Source organism: uncultured Psychrobacillus sp. (assembly GCF_938022135.1).
Lineage (GTDB): Bacteria > Bacillota > Bacilli > Bacillales_A > Planococcaceae > Psychrobacillus.
The window spans coordinates 46,296-63,373 of sequence record NZ_CALIED010000007.1; the positions used below are offsets into that span (position 1 = coordinate 46,296).

General features: G+C 37.0%; 16 protein-coding genes and 1 pseudogene. 12 read left to right on the forward strand and 5 right to left on the reverse strand.

Features of this window, described 5'->3' with window-relative positions; genetic code table 11:
• Positions 1 to 94 precede the first annotated feature (94 nt).
• Positions 95 to 271: a hypothetical protein gene (locus Q0371_RS00800; RefSeq protein WP_169358773.1), complete on the reverse strand. Its 177-nt coding sequence runs from the start codon at positions 269 to 271 to the stop codon at positions 95 to 97.
• A 322-nt stretch (positions 272 to 593) separates the two neighbouring features.
• Here Q0371_RS00800 and guaC point away from each other — a divergent pair, with 322 nt between their 5' ends.
• The gene (gene guaC / locus Q0371_RS00805) at positions 594 to 1,577 is read left to right on the forward strand and encodes a GMP reductase (RefSeq protein ID WP_298467027.1); all 984 of its coding nucleotides are present in this window, start codon (positions 594 to 596) and stop codon (positions 1,575 to 1,577) included.
• A gap of 118 nt (positions 1,578 to 1,695) precedes the next feature.
• On the opposite strand, the gene Q0371_RS00810 is transcribed toward guaC, so the two are convergent.
• The gene (locus Q0371_RS00810; RefSeq protein ID WP_298467030.1) at positions 1,696 to 3,060 is read right to left on the reverse strand and encodes an FAD-linked oxidase C-terminal domain-containing protein; all 1,365 of its coding nucleotides are present in this window, start codon (positions 3,058 to 3,060) and stop codon (positions 1,696 to 1,698) included.
• 105 nt (positions 3,061 to 3,165) lie between these two features.
• On the opposite strand from Q0371_RS00810, the gene Q0371_RS00815 reads away from it, so the two are divergent.
• The 10 genes from Q0371_RS00815 (at position 3,166) to Q0371_RS00860 (ending at position 12,030) form a co-directional block, all read left to right on the forward strand.
• The gene (locus Q0371_RS00815; RefSeq protein ID WP_251552730.1) at positions 3,166 to 3,834 is read left to right on the forward strand and encodes a GntR family transcriptional regulator; all 669 of its coding nucleotides are present in this window, start codon (positions 3,166 to 3,168) and stop codon (positions 3,832 to 3,834) included.
• Positions 3,831 to 4,856, forward strand: coding sequence for a DctP family TRAP transporter solute-binding subunit (locus Q0371_RS00820; protein WP_251552731.1), 1,026 nt, complete (start codon positions 3,831 to 3,833; stop codon positions 4,854 to 4,856). Before Q0371_RS00815 ends, Q0371_RS00820 begins: the two co-directional genes overlap by 4 nt.
• Positions 4,857 to 4,877: 21 nt before the next feature.
• Positions 4,878 to 5,372 (forward strand): TRAP transporter small permease, encoded by a 495-nt coding sequence (locus Q0371_RS00825; RefSeq protein ID WP_251552732.1) that lies wholly within the window; start codon positions 4,878 to 4,880, stop codon positions 5,370 to 5,372.
• Positions 5,369 to 6,658 carry a TRAP transporter large permease gene (locus tag Q0371_RS00830; RefSeq protein WP_298467041.1) on the forward strand — a complete coding sequence of 430 codons (1,290 nt, stop codon included), beginning with the start codon at positions 5,369 to 5,371 and terminating at the stop codon, positions 6,656 to 6,658. The genes Q0371_RS00825 and Q0371_RS00830 overlap by 4 nt, the downstream gene beginning before the upstream one ends.
• 21 nt (positions 6,659 to 6,679) lie before the next feature.
• Positions 6,680 to 7,843 (forward strand): aminotransferase class I/II-fold pyridoxal phosphate-dependent enzyme, encoded by a 1,164-nt coding sequence (locus tag Q0371_RS00835; protein WP_298467044.1) that lies wholly within the window; start codon positions 6,680 to 6,682, stop codon positions 7,841 to 7,843.
• A 30-nt stretch (positions 7,844 to 7,873) separates the two neighbouring features.
• Positions 7,874 to 8,941: a hypothetical protein gene (locus Q0371_RS00840; RefSeq protein ID WP_298467046.1), complete on the forward strand. Its 1,068-nt coding sequence runs from the start codon at positions 7,874 to 7,876 to the stop codon at positions 8,939 to 8,941.
• 120 nt (positions 8,942 to 9,061) lie between these two features.
• Positions 9,062 to 9,676, forward strand: a complete 615-nt coding sequence (locus tag Q0371_RS00845) for a pyroglutamyl-peptidase I (protein ID WP_298467049.1) — start codon at positions 9,062 to 9,064, stop codon at positions 9,674 to 9,676.
• Positions 9,666 to 10,409, forward strand: a complete 744-nt coding sequence (pxpB, locus tag Q0371_RS00850) for a 5-oxoprolinase subunit PxpB (RefSeq protein ID WP_298467052.1) — start codon at positions 9,666 to 9,668, stop codon at positions 10,407 to 10,409. The genes Q0371_RS00845 and pxpB overlap by 11 nt, the downstream gene beginning before the upstream one ends.
• On the forward strand, positions 10,409 to 11,173 hold the full coding sequence (locus Q0371_RS00855) for a 5-oxoprolinase subunit PxpA (protein ID WP_298467141.1): 765 nt from the start codon (positions 10,409 to 10,411) through the stop codon (positions 11,171 to 11,173). Before pxpB ends, Q0371_RS00855 begins: the two co-directional genes overlap by 1 nt.
• Complete coding sequence (locus Q0371_RS00860) at positions 11,170 to 12,030, forward strand: biotin-dependent carboxyltransferase family protein (protein ID WP_298467055.1); 861 nt, start codon at positions 11,170 to 11,172, stop codon at positions 12,028 to 12,030. The genes Q0371_RS00855 and Q0371_RS00860 overlap by 4 nt, the downstream gene beginning before the upstream one ends.
• Before the next feature lie 127 nt (positions 12,031 to 12,157).
• Here Q0371_RS00860 and Q0371_RS00865 read toward each other — a convergent pair whose 3' ends face one another.
• Entirely contained in the window at positions 12,158 to 12,283 is a 126-nt protein-coding gene (locus tag Q0371_RS00865) for a hypothetical protein (RefSeq protein WP_298467058.1), read from the reverse strand.
• 34 nt (positions 12,284 to 12,317) lie between these two features.
• Positions 12,318 to 12,560: pseudogene (locus Q0371_RS19180) on the reverse strand (LCP family protein); the annotation flags it as partial.
• A gap of 144 nt (positions 12,561 to 12,704) precedes the next feature.
• Between Q0371_RS19180 and Q0371_RS00870 the strand changes: the two are divergent.
• Complete coding sequence (locus Q0371_RS00870) at positions 12,705 to 14,438, forward strand: cache domain-containing protein (protein ID WP_298467061.1); 1,734 nt, start codon at positions 12,705 to 12,707, stop codon at positions 14,436 to 14,438.
• 220 nt (positions 14,439 to 14,658) lie between these two features.
• Here the strand turns inward: Q0371_RS00870 and secA are convergent, their stop codons facing one another.
• Entirely contained in the window at positions 14,659 to 17,019 is a 2,361-nt protein-coding gene (gene secA / locus Q0371_RS00875) for a preprotein translocase subunit SecA (protein ID WP_298467064.1), read from the reverse strand.
• Positions 17,020 to 17,078: the final 59 nt, after the last annotated feature.

A 17,078-nucleotide genomic window follows, 5' to 3' on the forward strand; every position in this document is an offset into this window, starting at 1 on the left:
TAAAGTTCTTTTAATAACACACAGGAGCTAAGTTTTATTGATGAAGAAAAAAAGAATCCTGTTTACGCTTAGGTAAACAGGATCTTTACAATTGCTAAATACTTACGCCGAGTGACACAAGTAAATAGTTGAGGGAAACGATTGCTACAGAGATGTGCAATAAAACCGTTAACCAGTTTTTTTGTGTCCCTTGAAAGTCTTGTACTAGCATAGCTACTGACCATATAAAAATAAATAGGTAAGCAAACTGTAATAGTATAGCTGGCAACATAATAAAAACCTCCTCTCTCTTAACATATGAAATAGATTAGTAATGGATTCCGCTCGTGCCTGTCTACAAAATAATTTCTTAATTCACACGAGTAGGCACTATTTTATTTAAGGTTAGTTATAAACCTTTTTATTTAATATATATCGCTCCTTCACGTTATTTTCATGCCCTTTCATACAAATGCTTCTATGTCTTCGTTCCTAATATTCATGTTTTTCTCTAAAAGTCTTTGACAAGAGTGGAGAAATCATGTAAATTATCAAATGGGCGAACAATTACCTTTGTTTTTAATATAAATATTCGTGTTTGGGAGTGTTGAGGCGTGGAAAACGTATTTGATTATGAGGATATTCAATTAATTCCTGCGAAATGTGTGGTTAACAGTCGTTCGGAATGTGATACGACAGTTTCGTTAGGTGGGTATAAATTTAAATTACCGGTAGTCCCTGCAAACATGCAAACAATTATAGATGAAAAAATAGCTTTGTATTTAGCTGAAAAAGGATATTTTTATATCATGCACCGATTTCAGCCAGAAAAGCGTATAGATTTTATTAAGGATATGCAATCTAAAGGCTTGATTGCTTCGATAAGTGTTGGTGTCAAAGAGGAAGAATATCATTTCATAGAGGAATTAGCGAACAAGTCATTAGTACCTGAATTTATTACAATAGATATTGCACATGGTCATTCTAATGCCGTGATTAATATGATTAAGCATATTAAAAGTTATTTGCCAAAAAGCTTTGTGATTGCAGGAAATGTAGGAACTCCAGAGGCTGTACGGGAGTTAGAAAATGCAGGAGCAGACGCTACTAAAGTTGGGATTGGACCAGGGAAGGTTTGTATTACAAAGATTAAAACAGGCTTTGGAACTGGTGGATGGCAGTTAGCTGCGTTACGCTGGTGTGCAAAAGCTGCTAGTAAACCAATCATAGCGGATGGCGGTATTCGTACACATGGCGATATAGCTAAGTCTGTTCGATTTGGTGCATCCATGGTAATGGTCGGTTCACTTTTTGCTGGTCATGAGGAATCTCCTGGAGTTACGATTGAAAAAGATGGAAAACGTTTTAAAGAATACTTCGGATCTGCTTCTGAATTTCAAAAAGGCGAGAAGAAAAACGTCGAAGGTAAAAAAATGTTCGTCGAGCATAAAGGACATCTTGAGGATACTTTAAGAGAAATGGAGCAGGATTTACAATCTTCCATTTCGTATGCAGGCGGAAACAAATTGGACGCTATTCGTAATGTAGATTATGTCGTTGTGAAAAACTCTATTTTCAATGGAGATAAGGTATATTAATTTTAAAAAAAGGACTGCACAGTGAATTAAACTGCGCAGTCCTTTTGAATTTACACGAAAGCGTATATATTACTACTTTCTACTAATTATTCGTGTTATTACATAAAAATATGAATAGTTAAATAAATATTTTCCCAGGGTTTAAAATTCCATTTGGATCAAATAATAATTTAATAGACTTCATTAGTTCCACTGCCTCACCATGTTCCTTAAGTTGGTATTTCATTTTACCGACTCCAACTCCGTGCTCCCCTGTACAACTGCCACCCAAGTCGATAGCTTTTAAAGCAATCTGGTCATTTGTATACTTGGCTTTTGCTACTTCTGTTGGATCGTTAGGGTCGTACATGACCATCGTATGGAAATTACCATCACCCACATGTCCGAACACGCCACCTAGAAGACCACTTTCCTCTATTAGCATGCGACCAAATACGACCATTTCTGCTAACTTGGAAATAGGTACACAAGCATCGGCCCCAGTGTTATCTTTTCCTTTAATATGCTTATAGGCATAAGAAAGTTCATGACGAGCCTTCCAAATGTCAGCTCGGTCTTTTGGAGAATTGGCGCGCTCCCAATTGTTGCAGTCTACATCCTTCATTAATTCTTCTACCACGGTTGCTTCCTCTTCCACGATATTGGGAGTACCTGCAAATTCAAAGAATAGAGAGTGCTCTTCTGGGAATCCATAATCCCCATATACATTTACTTGTTTTATACTTTCAGCATCTACTAATTCCATTCTAAGTACCGGAATCCCACACGATAAAACTGCTTGAGCAGCTTCAGCACATTCTCCAGGTGACTCAAACGTACAACGAGCAGCTATCACTTTTTCTGGAATGCCGTGAAGCTTTAAAGTAACCTTTGTAATTACTCCTAACGTTCCTTCTGATCCAGCCATAATTCCATTCAAGTTATAGCCCGAGGAAGATTTTTTTGCCTTGGATCCTGTATGGATAACGGTACCGTTTGCTAAAACAACTTCTAAATCTAAAATTTGATCTCTCATTGAGCCGTATCGTACAGCAGTCGTTCCACTTGCATTATTTGCGACCATTCCTCCAATGGAGGCATCAGCACCAGGATCAATTGGAAAGTATAGACCGTGCTTATTAACAAAATGGTTTAGCTGTAGACGAGTGATACCTGGCTCCACAGTAACCATCATATCCTCAGGATTAAATTCTATTATTTTTTTCATATTATCAAAACTAATAGAAATCCCCTTGTGAATTGGAATAGCTTGACCTTCAAGGCCAGAACCAGCGCCATATGGAGTAACAGGTACTTTATGTTCATTAGCTATTTTAAGAACGCTAACAATGTCCTCTACACTATCTGGGAAGAATACAAAATCTGGCTCCACAAAAGGGTGGGAGGATTCATCTCGACTATGTCTATATAATTCTGATTCACTTTTACTTATTTTCTCTTTTCCTAGTACCTCTTCAAATTGGTCAAATAGATGTGCTTCCATAAATGACAATCCTCCTGTATATCTAAAAATTCAAAATATTTATTTACAATAATATTAACATAATATATTATTCATGTATACAGTATACAGGAAGGAGAAATTATTTTGAAAAAGCTTTCTCCAAAAGAATCTTTAGCTGATCAAGCATTTAATGCTTTAAAGGACGCTATCATTAGTGGAAAACTAGCACAGCAGGAAGAATTACCGGAAGAAAAGTTAGCGTTAGATTTAGGGATTAGTCGAACTCCCTTGCGTGAAGCTTTAAAAAGATTAGCGGCTGAGGGCCTAGTTGAAGTAAATAAGGCTAAACCGGCAATTGTAGCAACCTTTACAAAAGAAGACGGGCTACATTATATGGAAATACGTAGATTATTAGAAATATATAATATTGACCAAAATGCAAATTATATTTCCGGGGAAGTATTGTGTGCATTAGAAGAAAATCTTGTGGAGCAATTAACTTCCATTAAAGAGGAAAGATACAACACATTTAACGACTTAGATCAACAGTTTCATTTGCTGATTGGAAGTATAGGACCCAACAGAAAGCTGGGTGAACTGATAAATGATGCTAACGCTGGAAGTAATCGTGCTTTTCTGATTCTTTCCAATACATTAGAGGTCAGCGCAGAGGAGGCTTATTATGAGCATGAAGAGATAGTACGGGCCCTGCGGGTACAAGATAACGATTTGGCTAAACAACTTATGGCAATTCACCTAGATAATGTAGAAAGAAGATTTTTATTATATTTCAATGAGGAGGAAAAGAAATGAAAAAATTATTAGCTATACTACTGATCACCCTACTTACGTTAAGCGCATGTGGAAGGCCATCAACAAGTACGTCAACATCTAGCTCAGGGGAGGAACAAGAGCAATATACACTTCGAATTGCATACTTAGTATCTGAAGAGCAATCTACTCATCTAGCAGCTAAGTCTTTTAAAGAAAAGTTAGAGGAAGAATCGGATGGACGTTTAAAAGTTGAACTATATCCAAATGGACAATTATATGCATCCGATCGTGAAGGAATTGAAGCGGTACAGTTAGGTAATATTGAAATGACTATTCCAGCAGTAGCACCATTAGCTTCTTTCAATAAAAAGTTTATGGTTTTTGACTTACCGTTTTTGTTTAATGACCATGATGCAGCTTATCGAGCACTTGATGGTGAATTAGGTGATAAACTTCTTGCAGAGTTAGAGAGCAATGATATGAAGGGACTTGTTTTTGCGGAGAATGGATTCCGTCATATGTCTAATAACGAGGGACCAATAGAGGGAATAGAAGATTTAAAGGGCTTAAAATATCGAACATTAGAAAACCCAGTACATACAGACACATTTAAAGCTTTTGGTGCCAATGCCTCACCTTTTGCTTTTGGGGAATTATACACGGCACTGCAACAAAATACATATGAAGCAATGGAATCACCCATTTCTTTATATTATACAAACAAGTTTTACGAGGTTCAGGAATATCTAACTTTAACTAGCCACGTCTATGCTGCAACTATTTTGTTGATGAACAATGACTTCTTTAATAGTTTACCAGACGATTTGCAGGAGTTAGTGCAAACTGCATCTGAAGAGTATCGAACAGAGCAACGTGAAATTGCTCAAAAGCAAGATGTAGAATTTCTTGAGAAATTAAAAGAAGAGGGCATGCAAGTAAATGAGCTGACTGATGAGCAACGGGACGAGTTCAAGGCCGCAACTCAATCCGTATATGACAAATACGTGGCTGAAATAGGAGAAGATTTAGTTAATATGGCAGAAGAAGCAAACAATCAATAATAGAGCAGGGGTGAAACGTATATGCTAAAGAAATTTGCAAGGTTCGAAGAGATATTGCTAGTACTTTCCCTTGGTTTAATGGTTGCACTTATTTTTGGTCAAGTAATAGGCAGATATGTTTTTTCCTCTGCACCAAGCTGGACAGAGGAAATGGCGAGATATATTCATATTTTCCAAGTATGGATTGGGGCAAGCTATGCAGTTAAATTAAGACAGCACATTCGCGTGGAAGCATTTATCACCCGCTTCCACGGGGTGTTTCGTCAGGTGCTTGAGATTTTATCCATAGTAATTTGGTTTGTAATGGCACTGTTTTTAGCTGTGTTTGGTACAGAGCTTGTTTTAAGTAGTATTAATCATGGACAACTGGCTCCAGCTATGCAAATACCAATTTGGATTCCGTATTTAGCTATACCACTTGGTGGGATTGGGATGGCTATTCGGTTAGTCATTCAAGTAAAAGAAGTGATACGTGGCAATTACGAAAAACCTAAGGAAGAGGAGATTATGCTATGACAGTAGCTCTTTTGTTCGGTACACTGTTTATTTGCCTTTTAATTGGAGTTCCTATTGCTATCTCTTTAGGTGTTTCCGCACTAGTTGCCATTTATTTTGGTTCTAATCTTCCACTGGGTATTATAGCCCAAAAAGCATTTACATCCTTGGATTCATTCCCGCTATTAGCAATTCCTTTCTTTATGCTGGCTGGAGTACTAATGAGTAAAGGCGGAGTTTCTAAAAGATTGCTGGACGTAGCTACTGCTTTAGTAGGTTGGATAGTAGGGGGATTGTCTCTAGTAACCATAGTAGCATCCATGTTTTTTGCGGCTATTTCGGGATCAGGACCTGCAACTGTAGCTGCAATTGGCGGTTTTATGATTCCAGAAATGAAAAACAAAAAGTATGACGGAGGATATGCAGCGGCTGTATCCGCTTCAGCAGGATCTATAGGCGTAATTATTCCACCTAGTATTCCATTTGTGTTGTATGGGGTAATAGGAAGCGTATCTGTAGGAAGCATGTTCCTAGCAGGGATATTACCAGGTATTATCATTGGTATTGGTCTGATGATCACCGCGTATTTTATTGCTAAAAAACGAGGCTATAAGTCCGAGGGAACTGCCCGCTTTTCATTTAAGGATGTGTTAAAAGCTACATACGATGCCAAGTGGGCATTGCTTATCCCAGTTATTATTTTGGGTGGGATTTATGGAGGCTTCTTTTCGCCAACGGAAGCTGCTGTCGTAGCAGTGGTCTATGCTTTAATTATCGGCTTGTTTGTTTATAAGGAGCTTACATGGAAATCCGTATTTGAATGCTTCCGCGAAGCGGTTGTTATTAATGCTACTACGATGATTATTATCGGTCTTTCCGTTTCTTTTGCATATTTCATGACTTTAGAACAGGTGCCCAATGATATTTCTTCTTTCTTGACTGAATTATCTACCAATCCAATTGTCATTTTACTAGCTATTAATGTCATACTATTAATAGTAGGAATGTTTATCGATACAATATCTGCGTTAGTCATTCTAACACCGATTCTTTTGCCGATTGTTATTGCAGTCGGTGTCGATCCCATTCATTTTGGGGTAATATTAGTTACTAACTTAGCAATTGGTTTTATCACACCACCTCTTGGAGTAAACCTATTTGTAGCTTCTAGTGTTGGTAATGTGAAGTTTGAAAGAATCATAATAGCCATTATCCCATTTTTGTTCAGCATGATTGTTTGCTTAATCCTCATCACATTCTTACCGAGTTTATCTTTATGGCTTCCAAGTATTCTAAGCAATAAATAATTGTGAAAGAAGGATAATTATATGTCTTTACAACTTAACCCACGTGCGATAGCACTTGAACAACCTGGTATTCGTCAGTTCTCGAATCAGCTCGTTAATTTCCCGAATGCAGTTAATCTAACAATAGGACAACCAGATTTCCCTACTCCGCAGGCGGTGAAGGATGCGGGAATACACGCTATTCAAAATGATTTAACTGGTTATTCTCACAATGCTGGGTTAATAGAGTTAAGAGAAGCTGTTAATAATTTTTTTACAGATAAATATGGTTTTTCCTACAACCCAACTAAAGAAATTGTCATCACAAACGGTGCGAGTGAAGCTATCGATACAGTTTTTCGAACTATTTTAGAAGAAGGCGACGAGGTTATATTGCCGGCTCCGATATACTCGGGCTATGAACCTGTTATTAAATTTTGTGGCGCTAAGATCGTTTATTTAGATACAACTAATACTGGTCTACAGCCTTCAGCAGCTGAATTAGAGAAGCTTATTACAGATAAAACGAAGGCTATTTTGTTTAATAATCCTTCAAACCCTACTGGCATGGTTATCGAAAAGCAGGTAATGGATCAGCTAGTGGAAATGTTAACGGATAAAGAGGTTTATATTGTCTCTGATGAAATTTATAGTGAGAATACCTTTTTAGGAGAGCATGTTTCGTTTGCTTCCTATCCGGAGCTGCGAGACAAATTATTTTATATCCATGGGGTTTCTAAGTCGCATTCGATGACTGGCTGGAGGATTGGATTTATATTAGGTCCTGAGAAAATTATGGAGCATGTGTTAAAAGTACATCTTTACAATTCTATTTGTGCTTCTTTGCCATCACAGTACGGTGCACTAGAGGCATTAACCAATTCCAAGGACATCCCAAGCGCAATGAATATGGAGTATGTAACAAGACGTGACTATGTATATGATCGCTTGTTAAAGATGGGTCTTCCTGTCATTAAGCCGAATGGTGCATTTTATATTTTTCCTTCCATAGAACGTTTAGGTATGAAGTCTTTTGATTTTGCAACGAAGCTACTACATGAAGGTGGAGTAGCAGTAGTTCCTGGCAGTACCTTTACACCTTATGGAGAGGGCTATATTCGAATTTCCTATGCTTATTCCATGGCCGTATTAGAAGAGGGTTTAAATCGTTTAGAACGTTTTATAGAAAAAATTCAGTCCCAATGAATTCTATTACATGACGAAATGGAGAATACAATGAAAAAAGTAATTACGTATTCACTTGCACTTGGAATTTTTAGTAGTGTTATACTCGCTCCCGTAGCGAATGTACAGGCAGCGTCATTAACAAAAGCGGAAGCACTAGTTCAGAGAGCGGAGAAAGAAGCAACGGCTTTAAAATGGCAAATTTCTATTGAACATACCCAGTCTATTAAAACTCCAGATATGAAGGTATTCAATTCGACTAAATCTGCTTATCTAACGGCACAAAAAGAGATTTCCTCGATAAGTGATCCAGCTAAAAGGGCAGAATTAGAAAAAAAATTAGAGGAAACAGCCGGGATTCATTATAAACGCTCCATGGGATATGTGGATGCTATTACGTCTGGCAATAAAATTCAAAAGCTGGCTAACACTCTTCAACAAGAGTATAGAAAGGATCCAAGCTCTAAGCTTACGGAAACTGCTTATCATGCTTTATCCGAGGAAATTAGAAAGCAAGGAAAGCTTTTATATAGAGTTTATGGTAAGTCAACACGCGACGCTTTTATTACTCAATATAAGAGTCCTGCCGAACAGATGCTACTTAATGTAAAATCTGCAAAGCTAGCGAAAGGCTTAATAACTAAGCTGGACCAGGCTATCCAAAAGAAAACCAAGCAAGACTCCATTCTAAACGAATTGTTTTTAACTTTAGAATCCATAAAAGATGATACGATGTATTATCGACTATTTGAAGAATACAGCAAGGTCATGCGAAAGGACATAAATTTTGTTGCACAAGAAAAAGACTTCAACATTTATTTTGGTCAAATGAACCAACTGATCAATAAAAAAGATGTAACGGGAGTTTTCTCGTTATACGGTAAGGATTTTCCTGACTATGAATTTTTAAAAGAGGATATTCAAACTTCCTTCAATGAAAATGATACAAAGTTCGAACTGGTAAACGTTTATGTCTACTCCATCATTAGTGGCTATGCCTATGTGGAAGTAGAGGACCTTGCTACTACAGGAAACAAAAAGGAAACTATTTTAAACGTATATCTATTGAAAAAAGAAAATAAGGAATGGAAAATTGTCGATATTTTTACTCCTTACTAACTATTTTATTCAAACAACCAACGAGAGAAAACTTGTTGGTTGTTATTTTATATTCCAAGAATGTTAAAATGAATGATATGAAAATTCAAATAAATAAATAGAATCAATAGGAGGAATAGAATGAAAACATTATTATTAACAGGATTTGAACCGTTTTTACAGCTTACTGTCAATCCAACTATGAAAATTGTGGAACAGTTAAATGGTTTAGAGATTAATGGTCATAGGATTGTTGGTAAAATCCTACCGGTAGATTTTCGTGCGTCTGGTAAGGAGCTACTTCAATTACTGGAAGTAGAAAAGCCAGAAGTACACATATCTTTAGGCTTAGCAGCTGGCAGGTATAAAATTACTCCCGAGAGAGTTGCTATCAATGTACAAGATGGGGATGCAGATAACAAAGGAAATAGGCCTGTTGATGAAGTGATCCAGGCAAACGGAGAACCAGGTTATTTCTCTACGTTGCCAATTCGAAAAATGGTGGAAAAGCTAATCCAAAATGGTTTTCCTGCTGAAATTTCTAATACAGCAGGAACCTACCTTTGTAATAATGTCATGTATGAAGCACTACATTATGCACAGAAGTCCAATAACAAACTGATTTCGGGATTCATCCATATTCCGGCATCTCATGAACTAGCGATTGCACACGGGAAGATTCCGAGCTGGTCTCATGAGGACTTGAAAAATAGTATTATCACTTGTATTGGTGTGCTAGAACATCATGACAATTGAAATGCCAACTTTTTTTAGAACAGGGGAGAGGACTTTACGTTTTAGTTTTGAAGAGACTATAAGTCAAGAAGTATGGAGTCAGGTACATTTCTTTGCTGAAATGGTTTCATTAGAATGGAATCATCTTATAGAGGAGGTGGTGCCAAGCTATCATACAATTACGGTGTTTTTTATTGATTCGTCGGCATTAGACAAAGTTGATATTAAGGGATTCTTATTCAAATGGCAGCATAAAAATTTAGCTTCAGAAAAAATACCGTCTAGATTAGTACATATTCCTGTCTGTTATGAGGAGCCGTATTCGTTAGATATGGATAGAATAGCTTCTTTAAATGGTCTTTCTTCCAAACAGATTATTCAGCTTCACACACAACCTTTGTACACAGTTTATATGATAGGATTTTTACCTGGCTTCCCTTATTTGGGCGAGTTAAATAAAAATCTATCTATCTCTCGCCTAGACAAGCCTAGAAATATAGTACCAAAAGGCTCTGTTGGAATTGGAGGAAATCAAACAGGCATTTATCCCTTAGAATCACCAGGAGGATGGAACATTATTGGAAGAACACCTTTGGAGCTCTATTCGGCTTTTAGAAATGACCATTTTCTATTAAGAGCAAGAGATTTAATTAGATTTTTTCCCATTTCAATACATGAATATGAAGAGATAGCTAGTGAGTTAAAACAAGATTCTCTTGCTATGAAACGTTTTGTAGAGGAGTTGTCTAAATGATAACAATTGATATAAATGCGGATGTAGGGGAAAGCTTTGGAGCCTTTAGCGTAGGGGAAGACCAGGAATTATTTAAAGTGATTACTTCAGCTAATATTGCTTGTGGATTCCACGCGGGAGATTTTTCGGTAATGAACCGAACAGTAAAGGAAGCTAAGAAAAATAATTTATCCATTGGTGCTCACCCAGGCTTTCCAGACCTGCAAGGATTTGGACGTAGGAATATGATAATGTCACCCGAAGAAATCTATGAGATGGTTATCTATCAAGTTGGGGCCTTAAAGGCTTTCTGTCAGCTTCATCATGTACGACTTAGGCATGTAAAGCCACATGGTGCTCTTTACAATATGGCTGCAAAAGAGTCCTCTGTTGCTAAAGCAATTGCGCAGGCGACGTTTGATATGGAACCAGACTTGATTTTATATGGGTTATGCAACAGTGAACTAATAGAGGCGGGAAAAATGATAGGTCTTCAAATTGCACAGGAGGCTTTTGCCGATCGCCTTTATGATGAGGATGGGCAGCTAGTTAACCGAACAGAGCCAAATGCTATTTTGACTACTGATGAAGATATCGTTACGCAGGTTTTACGAATCGTAAAAGATCGACAAGTAAAGACCAAGTCTGGGGATAGTATAAGAATCCATGCTAATACCTTGTGCTTTCATGGCGATGGCAAAAATGTCTCGGCAGTCGTTAGGAAAGTTAGAAAAGTCCTAGAGGAAAACAATGTGAGGATTGCACCTTTGGAGCTGGGAATATGAAGGCGCTTTTTAAAGTTATAAAAGAGGGGGTTTACGCATCCTATCAGGACTCGGGCAGACCAGGGTATCGGAAATTTGGGATGCCTGTTGCTGGACCGATGGATAAATATGCTTTTCAAATGGGGAATAAAATTGTATCCAACTCTCCAAACTCCTTAGCATTAGAACTATTTTTAGGTGGCTTATCACTGGAAGTTTTAGATACTCATAAATTAGTTATCAGTGGGGCGGATCTGGAAGCTACGCTCGATGGAAACCCCGTGGAGCTATGGACATCATTTCTAGTCATCAAAGGTCAAATCCTATCCTTTAATAGTCCAAGTAAAGGAAGTATTGCTTACATAATTCCACAAGGAGGATTTTTTGCGGACGAGGTGATGAACAGTAGTTCAGCATATCCAAGAGCAGATATTGGATATGTTCTGAAGCCAAACATGATTTTATATGGGAGGGATACTTCGTATACAAACAAACGCTCTCGATTAATACCGTCTCTTATTCCTACTTATGAAAATGATGTAACTGTTAATGTTTGGGGAAGTCCACATGTGGCTTTATTTGAAACGAGCAGTATTGATACTTTTTTTAATTCGATTTATACATATAAGGCTGGGAATCGGATGGGATATTATTTAGATGGCCCTGAGCTAAAGTTCGTCTCTAGGGGCGATATTCTATCGGAGGCAACCCAGTTTGGTACTATTCAAATTACTAATAATGGTCAGCCAGTTGTTTTAATGGCAGATGCACATACGGTTGGTGGATATGCTACCATGGGGAAAATAGTAGACGAAGATTTATGGAAGATCTCCCAATTGAGGAGTGGTGGAAAGATTCGTTTTCAATGGAGAGAGTGATAAGGATTGTCATAAAATACACCTAGCAGTTGTGTGTTTTATGACAATCCTTTTTGAGCATGCATATATGTTGTTTATAGAATTTTTAATGCTTTTCTAAATGTAGCTTTATTTCCTCGGAAATTTTTTAAAATTCATTCTCGTTCATCATATAATACCAAATTCCATCCTTTAATTCTCCAGCACCTTCTTCAAAGGTCAGAGTTTCAATCGTATTTATACTTTTTTTATAATCTTTTTGTATATCTAGCATCTGCTCGAAGGTCATATTTGTTTGTAGGTTTTCTTCAATAATTAGAAGTAGTTCCGTTCCTTTTCCTCAGGAGTAGATTGAAGTTTGCTCCCTTTTTAAGTAGAGATTGAATTACTTGTTTTTGACGATGTTGTCTTCCAAAATCTCCTAGTGGATCATCTTTGCGCATTCTTACATAATCTAGCGCCTGCTGTCCCTGTAATCTAATTTTTTCCTCAAGAAAGGTATAGCCAAACACTTCAAAGGTCGTTTCTTTTACAACATTTACTCCACCTACAAAGTCTACGAAATAAGACTTTGTTCATTCCCTTTTTATTATTTTATAAATTATTAATGATATTTATATGCTTAAATGTGATAATTATCACATTTTTGTACAAATATTGTAGGTATAATTAATCAAAAAGGGAGTGTTATTTATATGCGTGGTTCTTTAAAAAGTAAACTTTTAGTTCTGGCTTTAATCGTTATATTACTACCTTTATCAATACTAGGCCTAAATAATTATTTGTTAGCTAAAAAAGAATTAGATGAATTAGGGAAAATGGGGATTCAAAATGGTACCTATGCAATATTGGATTTAATTGATGAATTGAATAAAGAGGTAGAAAAAGGCGTTATAACAATTGAAGAAGCAAAAGCACGAGTTGCAGATAAAATTATCGGTCCTTTAAAGGAGGACAATAAACGTTCAATCACTAATCCGGCATCTTACGGGAAGAATTTCTATTATTATGTTATGGATGATAAAGGCAACTTATTAGTACACCCTAGTCTAGAAGGGGAAAACTTATATGATAATCAGTCGGAGGATGGTCAGTATTTTATAAGAGATAGTATAGAAAAAGCATTAAATGGTGGGGGGTACGTGTCTTATAACTGGCCACTTCCTAGTGACGAAGCTCAAGTGGAACCAAAAATTGCATATAGTATAGAGGATCCCAATTGGGGGTGGATAATTGTAGCAGCTACATACGAAAGGGACTTTAATAAAGGCGCACATACTATGTTATTTACAACCATTGTGACGATTTTAATAGCGCTCCTGTTAGGATTAGTACTGTTTTGGTACTTTGCTAGAAAAATGACATCTTATTTAAAGAAGATTATGGTTTTAACCTCGGATATAGCAGATGGAAAGCTTAGTGGAAATGAGATACCAATAGAAACAAGGGATGAGTTAGGTCAGCTTGCATTAAATGTGAATACTATGAAGAATAGTTTAGAGGAAATGGTGAGTCAAACAAAAGTATCTTCAGACCATATGAGAGGCTCCTCCGAGGTGCTGAGTGCTGTAATAGAAGAAACTACGGCAGCTGCTGATGAAATTTCACATGTTATTACAGAAATCTCTAAAGGTGCAGTTATACAAGCAGAGGAAGCAGAGGTAGCTTCTGATAAAGTAAATGATTTGTCTACAGTTATTGAGAAAACACTTAAGCAATATAATGAAATTATTGTAGGGGTTAGTCAAATGACAAGCGTACAAGAAAATGGTTTATCTAACATAAATACCTTAACTACAAATACTGATAGATTGCAAGCAGTGATGGATGTCCTACAGGCTACTTTTACTCAACTTACTAATCGAATGGGACAGATATCTCAAATTGTTCAGACCATTAATGATATATCTGCCCAAACCAACTTACTTGCTTTAAATGCAAGTATCGAAGCTGCAAGGGCAGGAGAGCATGGAAAAGGATTTGCGGTAGTAGCAGAGGAGGTAAGGAAGCTATCAGAAGGTACTCAGGTAGCTACAGATAGTGTACGTAATCTTTTAAAGCAAATTGAGCAGGACACACGTTTAGCAGAAATTCAAATGACGGAAACTCAATCGATTTCAAATGAACAAATGGATTCAGTTGAATATACTAAACAATCATTCATGGAGTTGACTAAATCCATTCAACAAATAAAAGAAGAACTTATTTATTTAAATGAAGAGATGAATATCATGTATTCTAATAGAGAAGTGGTTGTAGGGGCGATATCTAATATTGCAGCCGTTGCAGAGGAGTCTGCAGCAGCAACAGAGCAAATGAATGCCTCAATTGAAGAGCAGAACAATGCTATTAATTCTATTATGAATTCAGCCCTTCAACTTCAACAGGAAGCTGAAAACATGCATGACTTGGTATCGAGGTTCAAATAAGAGATAAATGTGTTCGAATAGTATTTATTCAAAATAAACAAGGATAACAGTACCTGTTACCCTTGTTTTTTATCGTAAGAAAGCGGGAATAACACCTTTATCTTTTTCTAGTTTTATTACTAGGTAAATGTTGGGATAGAAGAATAATAAAAAAACTGCAGCAAGCTCAGGGGAAATAACTTGAGCAATAGCTGCAGTCTTTAGTTGAAATCTGTCTTTATTATTCTTCCGCTTTAGAGCTATTAACCTGTAGAAAGTAGCGGCTGATATCTCGGAAAAAGGCGTTAAGCATGTTATTGAACATGTCTAATGCATCAAATGAATATAGTCTATAAGGATCTTCTTGTCCGTAGCCGCGAACGGAAATACCTTCTCTCAAGTGGTGTAAGTTTCCTAAATGAGAAATCCAGTATCTATCTAGCGTTTCAATGTAAATGCTTTGGATGTCCTTCCAAGTATCTTCATCTACATCATTCTCTAGTTCATCTAGTGCCATTCGGTAAACAACATTTAGTTCCTTTTGTAATTGTTCCTTACTTTCCGCAGTGAAGTTAGAGTAATCGATTGGCTCCGTGGTAGTAAGCGTGCCGATTATTTTAATTTCATCAATCACTTCCTGGTGCAAAGCAGCTTCCCCCGCAGCATCCATTTCTAACATATCCTTTAAGAAGTAATTTAAGCGTTCCTGTATAGCAATTTGAATGAGTGATTGCATGTTTTCCAGTTTCAATGCTTTTTCACGATAATTATAAATCACTTTTTGTTGATCATTGTTTACATCATCTAATTTTAATAAGTGTGATCTACTTGAGAAATGCATTCCTTCAATAACCTTTTGTACATTGTAAACAAATTTAGTTGGGTTAGGGGAAATTATTAAACCACTCTCATCTGTTTTTACTTTCTTTTTATACTTAGCGAATTCTTCTTCATCATAGTAGTAGAATAGTTCATCGTCTAAGGAGACGATAAACTGTGTGCTGCCTGGGTCACCTTGGCGACCACTACGTCCCCGTAATTGCATATCAATACGAGCACTACTGTGAAGCTCGGTCCCGATAATATGCAAACCACCAAGCTCTGCTACACCTTCGCCTAAAAGGATATCCGTTCCTCGGCCTGCCATATTAGTAGCTAGCATAATTTTATGCATTTGACCTGCATTAGAAATAAGCTCTGCTTCATCTTCCTCTGTTTTAGCATTTAAAATATTGTGTTTCAAGCCTTCCTCTTTAAAGAAATTGGATAGCTTCTCTGATTGCTCTATAGAGGTTGTCCCAATTAAAACAGGACGCCCAACTTCGTGGTGCTTTTTAGTTTCAGCAACAATTTTCTTCATTTTATCTTCAGAAGATAAATAGACAACAGTCTCCATATCAATTCGCTTGTTTGGTTTGTTCGTAGGAATCTCTGTGACTCTTAAATTATAAGTCTCCCAAAATTCATCGCGTGAAGGCATAGCACTGCCAGTCATTCCAGAGATATGACTATACAAACGGAAATAATGTTGAATGGTAACAGAAGCCTGTGTATTGTTCTCTTCTTTGATCGAAACCTTCTCTTTAGCTTCTATTGCTTGATGAAGGCCATCGCTATATGTTCTGCCTTCCATTATACGTCCTGTATACTGGTCAACGATTTGTATTTTATCGTCCTTCACAATATAGTCAACATCTTTTCTCATAACTACTTTTGCGCGAAGCGTCTGCATTGCTATATGAAGAAACTCTCTATGTTCGCGATCATATACATTGTCGATTCCAAAGGCCTCTTCTAGACGATCTGCACCTTCATCTAACAATACAATTTGTTTTGTTTCTGGGTAATAATCGTATTCTCTTTTGTCCTCAAACGATCCTACAACCATCTGCATCACAGGGAAGAGATTTAAGCTTGCGTTAGACTTACCTGCAATGATTAAAGGTGTCCTTGCTTCGTCTATTAAAATGCTATCTACTTCATCGATTAATGCGTAGAAAAGCGGTCTTTGTACGAGCTCATCTTCTCGTTGGATCATATGGTCTCTTAAATAGTCGAAACCAAACTCTGTCCCTGTTCCGTATGTAATATCACAATTGTAAGCTGCTTGCTTTTCCTCTTTTTCTAGTCCAGCTACATTAAGTCCAACGGAAAGACCAAGAAATTCAAAAAGGGGCTTCATTTGTTCATAATCTCGAGTAGCCAAGTATTCGTTCGCGGTAATGATATGTGTTCCTTTTCCGTAAGCAGCCATCACGTAAGCTGGTAGGGTAGCCACTAACGTTTTACCTTCTCCCGTTTGCATTTGTGCAATTTGAGATTGTGTTAGAACAGCCCCTCCCATCAGCTGAGAATCATAATGTCTCATTCCAAGCACACGTTTAGAGGCTTCTCGAACAACAGCAAATGCTTCAATAATTAACTCCTCTGGTGATATTCCCTCGTTAAGCTTCTCACGAAAAGTATTTGTATATGCTTGTAGCTCTGCATCATTTTTTTGAGTGAATGAATCTTCTAGGGCATTTATTTTATTTACAATTTTTTTTAGCTGGTTTAGCTCTATGACTTCTCCTGAAATCATTTTTTTAATAGATTGTAACATGTCTAATCTCCTATCTTTTATTTCCAATACTATTATATCATGAATCATAAGTGGTAGCA

Coding starts and splice junctions, on each gene's coding strand:
- Q0371_RS00840 (WP_298467046.1), top strand. CDS start 7,874: ATGAAAAAAGTAATTACGTATTCACTTGCACTTGGAATTTTTAGTAGT.
- Q0371_RS00860 (WP_298467055.1), top strand. CDS start 11,170: ATGAAGGCGCTTTTTAAAGTTATAAAAGAGGGGGTTTACGCATCCTAT.
- secA (WP_298467064.1), bottom strand. CDS start 17,019: ATGTTACAATCTATTAAAAAAATGATTTCAGGAGAAGTCATAGAGCTA.
- Q0371_RS00800 (WP_169358773.1), bottom strand. CDS start 271: ATGTTGCCAGCTATACTATTACAGTTTGCTTACCTATTTATTTTTATA.
- Q0371_RS00870 (WP_298467061.1), top strand. CDS start 12,705: ATGCGTGGTTCTTTAAAAAGTAAACTTTTAGTTCTGGCTTTAATCGTT.
- pxpB (WP_298467052.1), top strand. CDS start 9,666: ATGACAATTGAAATGCCAACTTTTTTTAGAACAGGGGAGAGGACTTTA.
- Q0371_RS00825 (WP_251552732.1), top strand. CDS start 4,878: ATGCTAAAGAAATTTGCAAGGTTCGAAGAGATATTGCTAGTACTTTCC.
- Q0371_RS00835 (WP_298467044.1), top strand. CDS start 6,680: ATGTCTTTACAACTTAACCCACGTGCGATAGCACTTGAACAACCTGGT.
- Q0371_RS00830 (WP_298467041.1), top strand. CDS start 5,369: ATGACAGTAGCTCTTTTGTTCGGTACACTGTTTATTTGCCTTTTAATT.
- Q0371_RS00845 (WP_298467049.1), top strand. CDS start 9,062: ATGAAAACATTATTATTAACAGGATTTGAACCGTTTTTACAGCTTACT.
- Q0371_RS00865 (WP_298467058.1), bottom strand. CDS start 12,283: ATGCTAGATATACAAAAAGATTATAAAAAAAGTATAAATACGATTGAA.
- Q0371_RS00820 (WP_251552731.1), top strand. CDS start 3,831: ATGAAAAAATTATTAGCTATACTACTGATCACCCTACTTACGTTAAGC.
- Q0371_RS00810 (WP_298467030.1), bottom strand. CDS start 3,060: ATGGAAGCACATCTATTTGACCAATTTGAAGAGGTACTAGGAAAAGAG.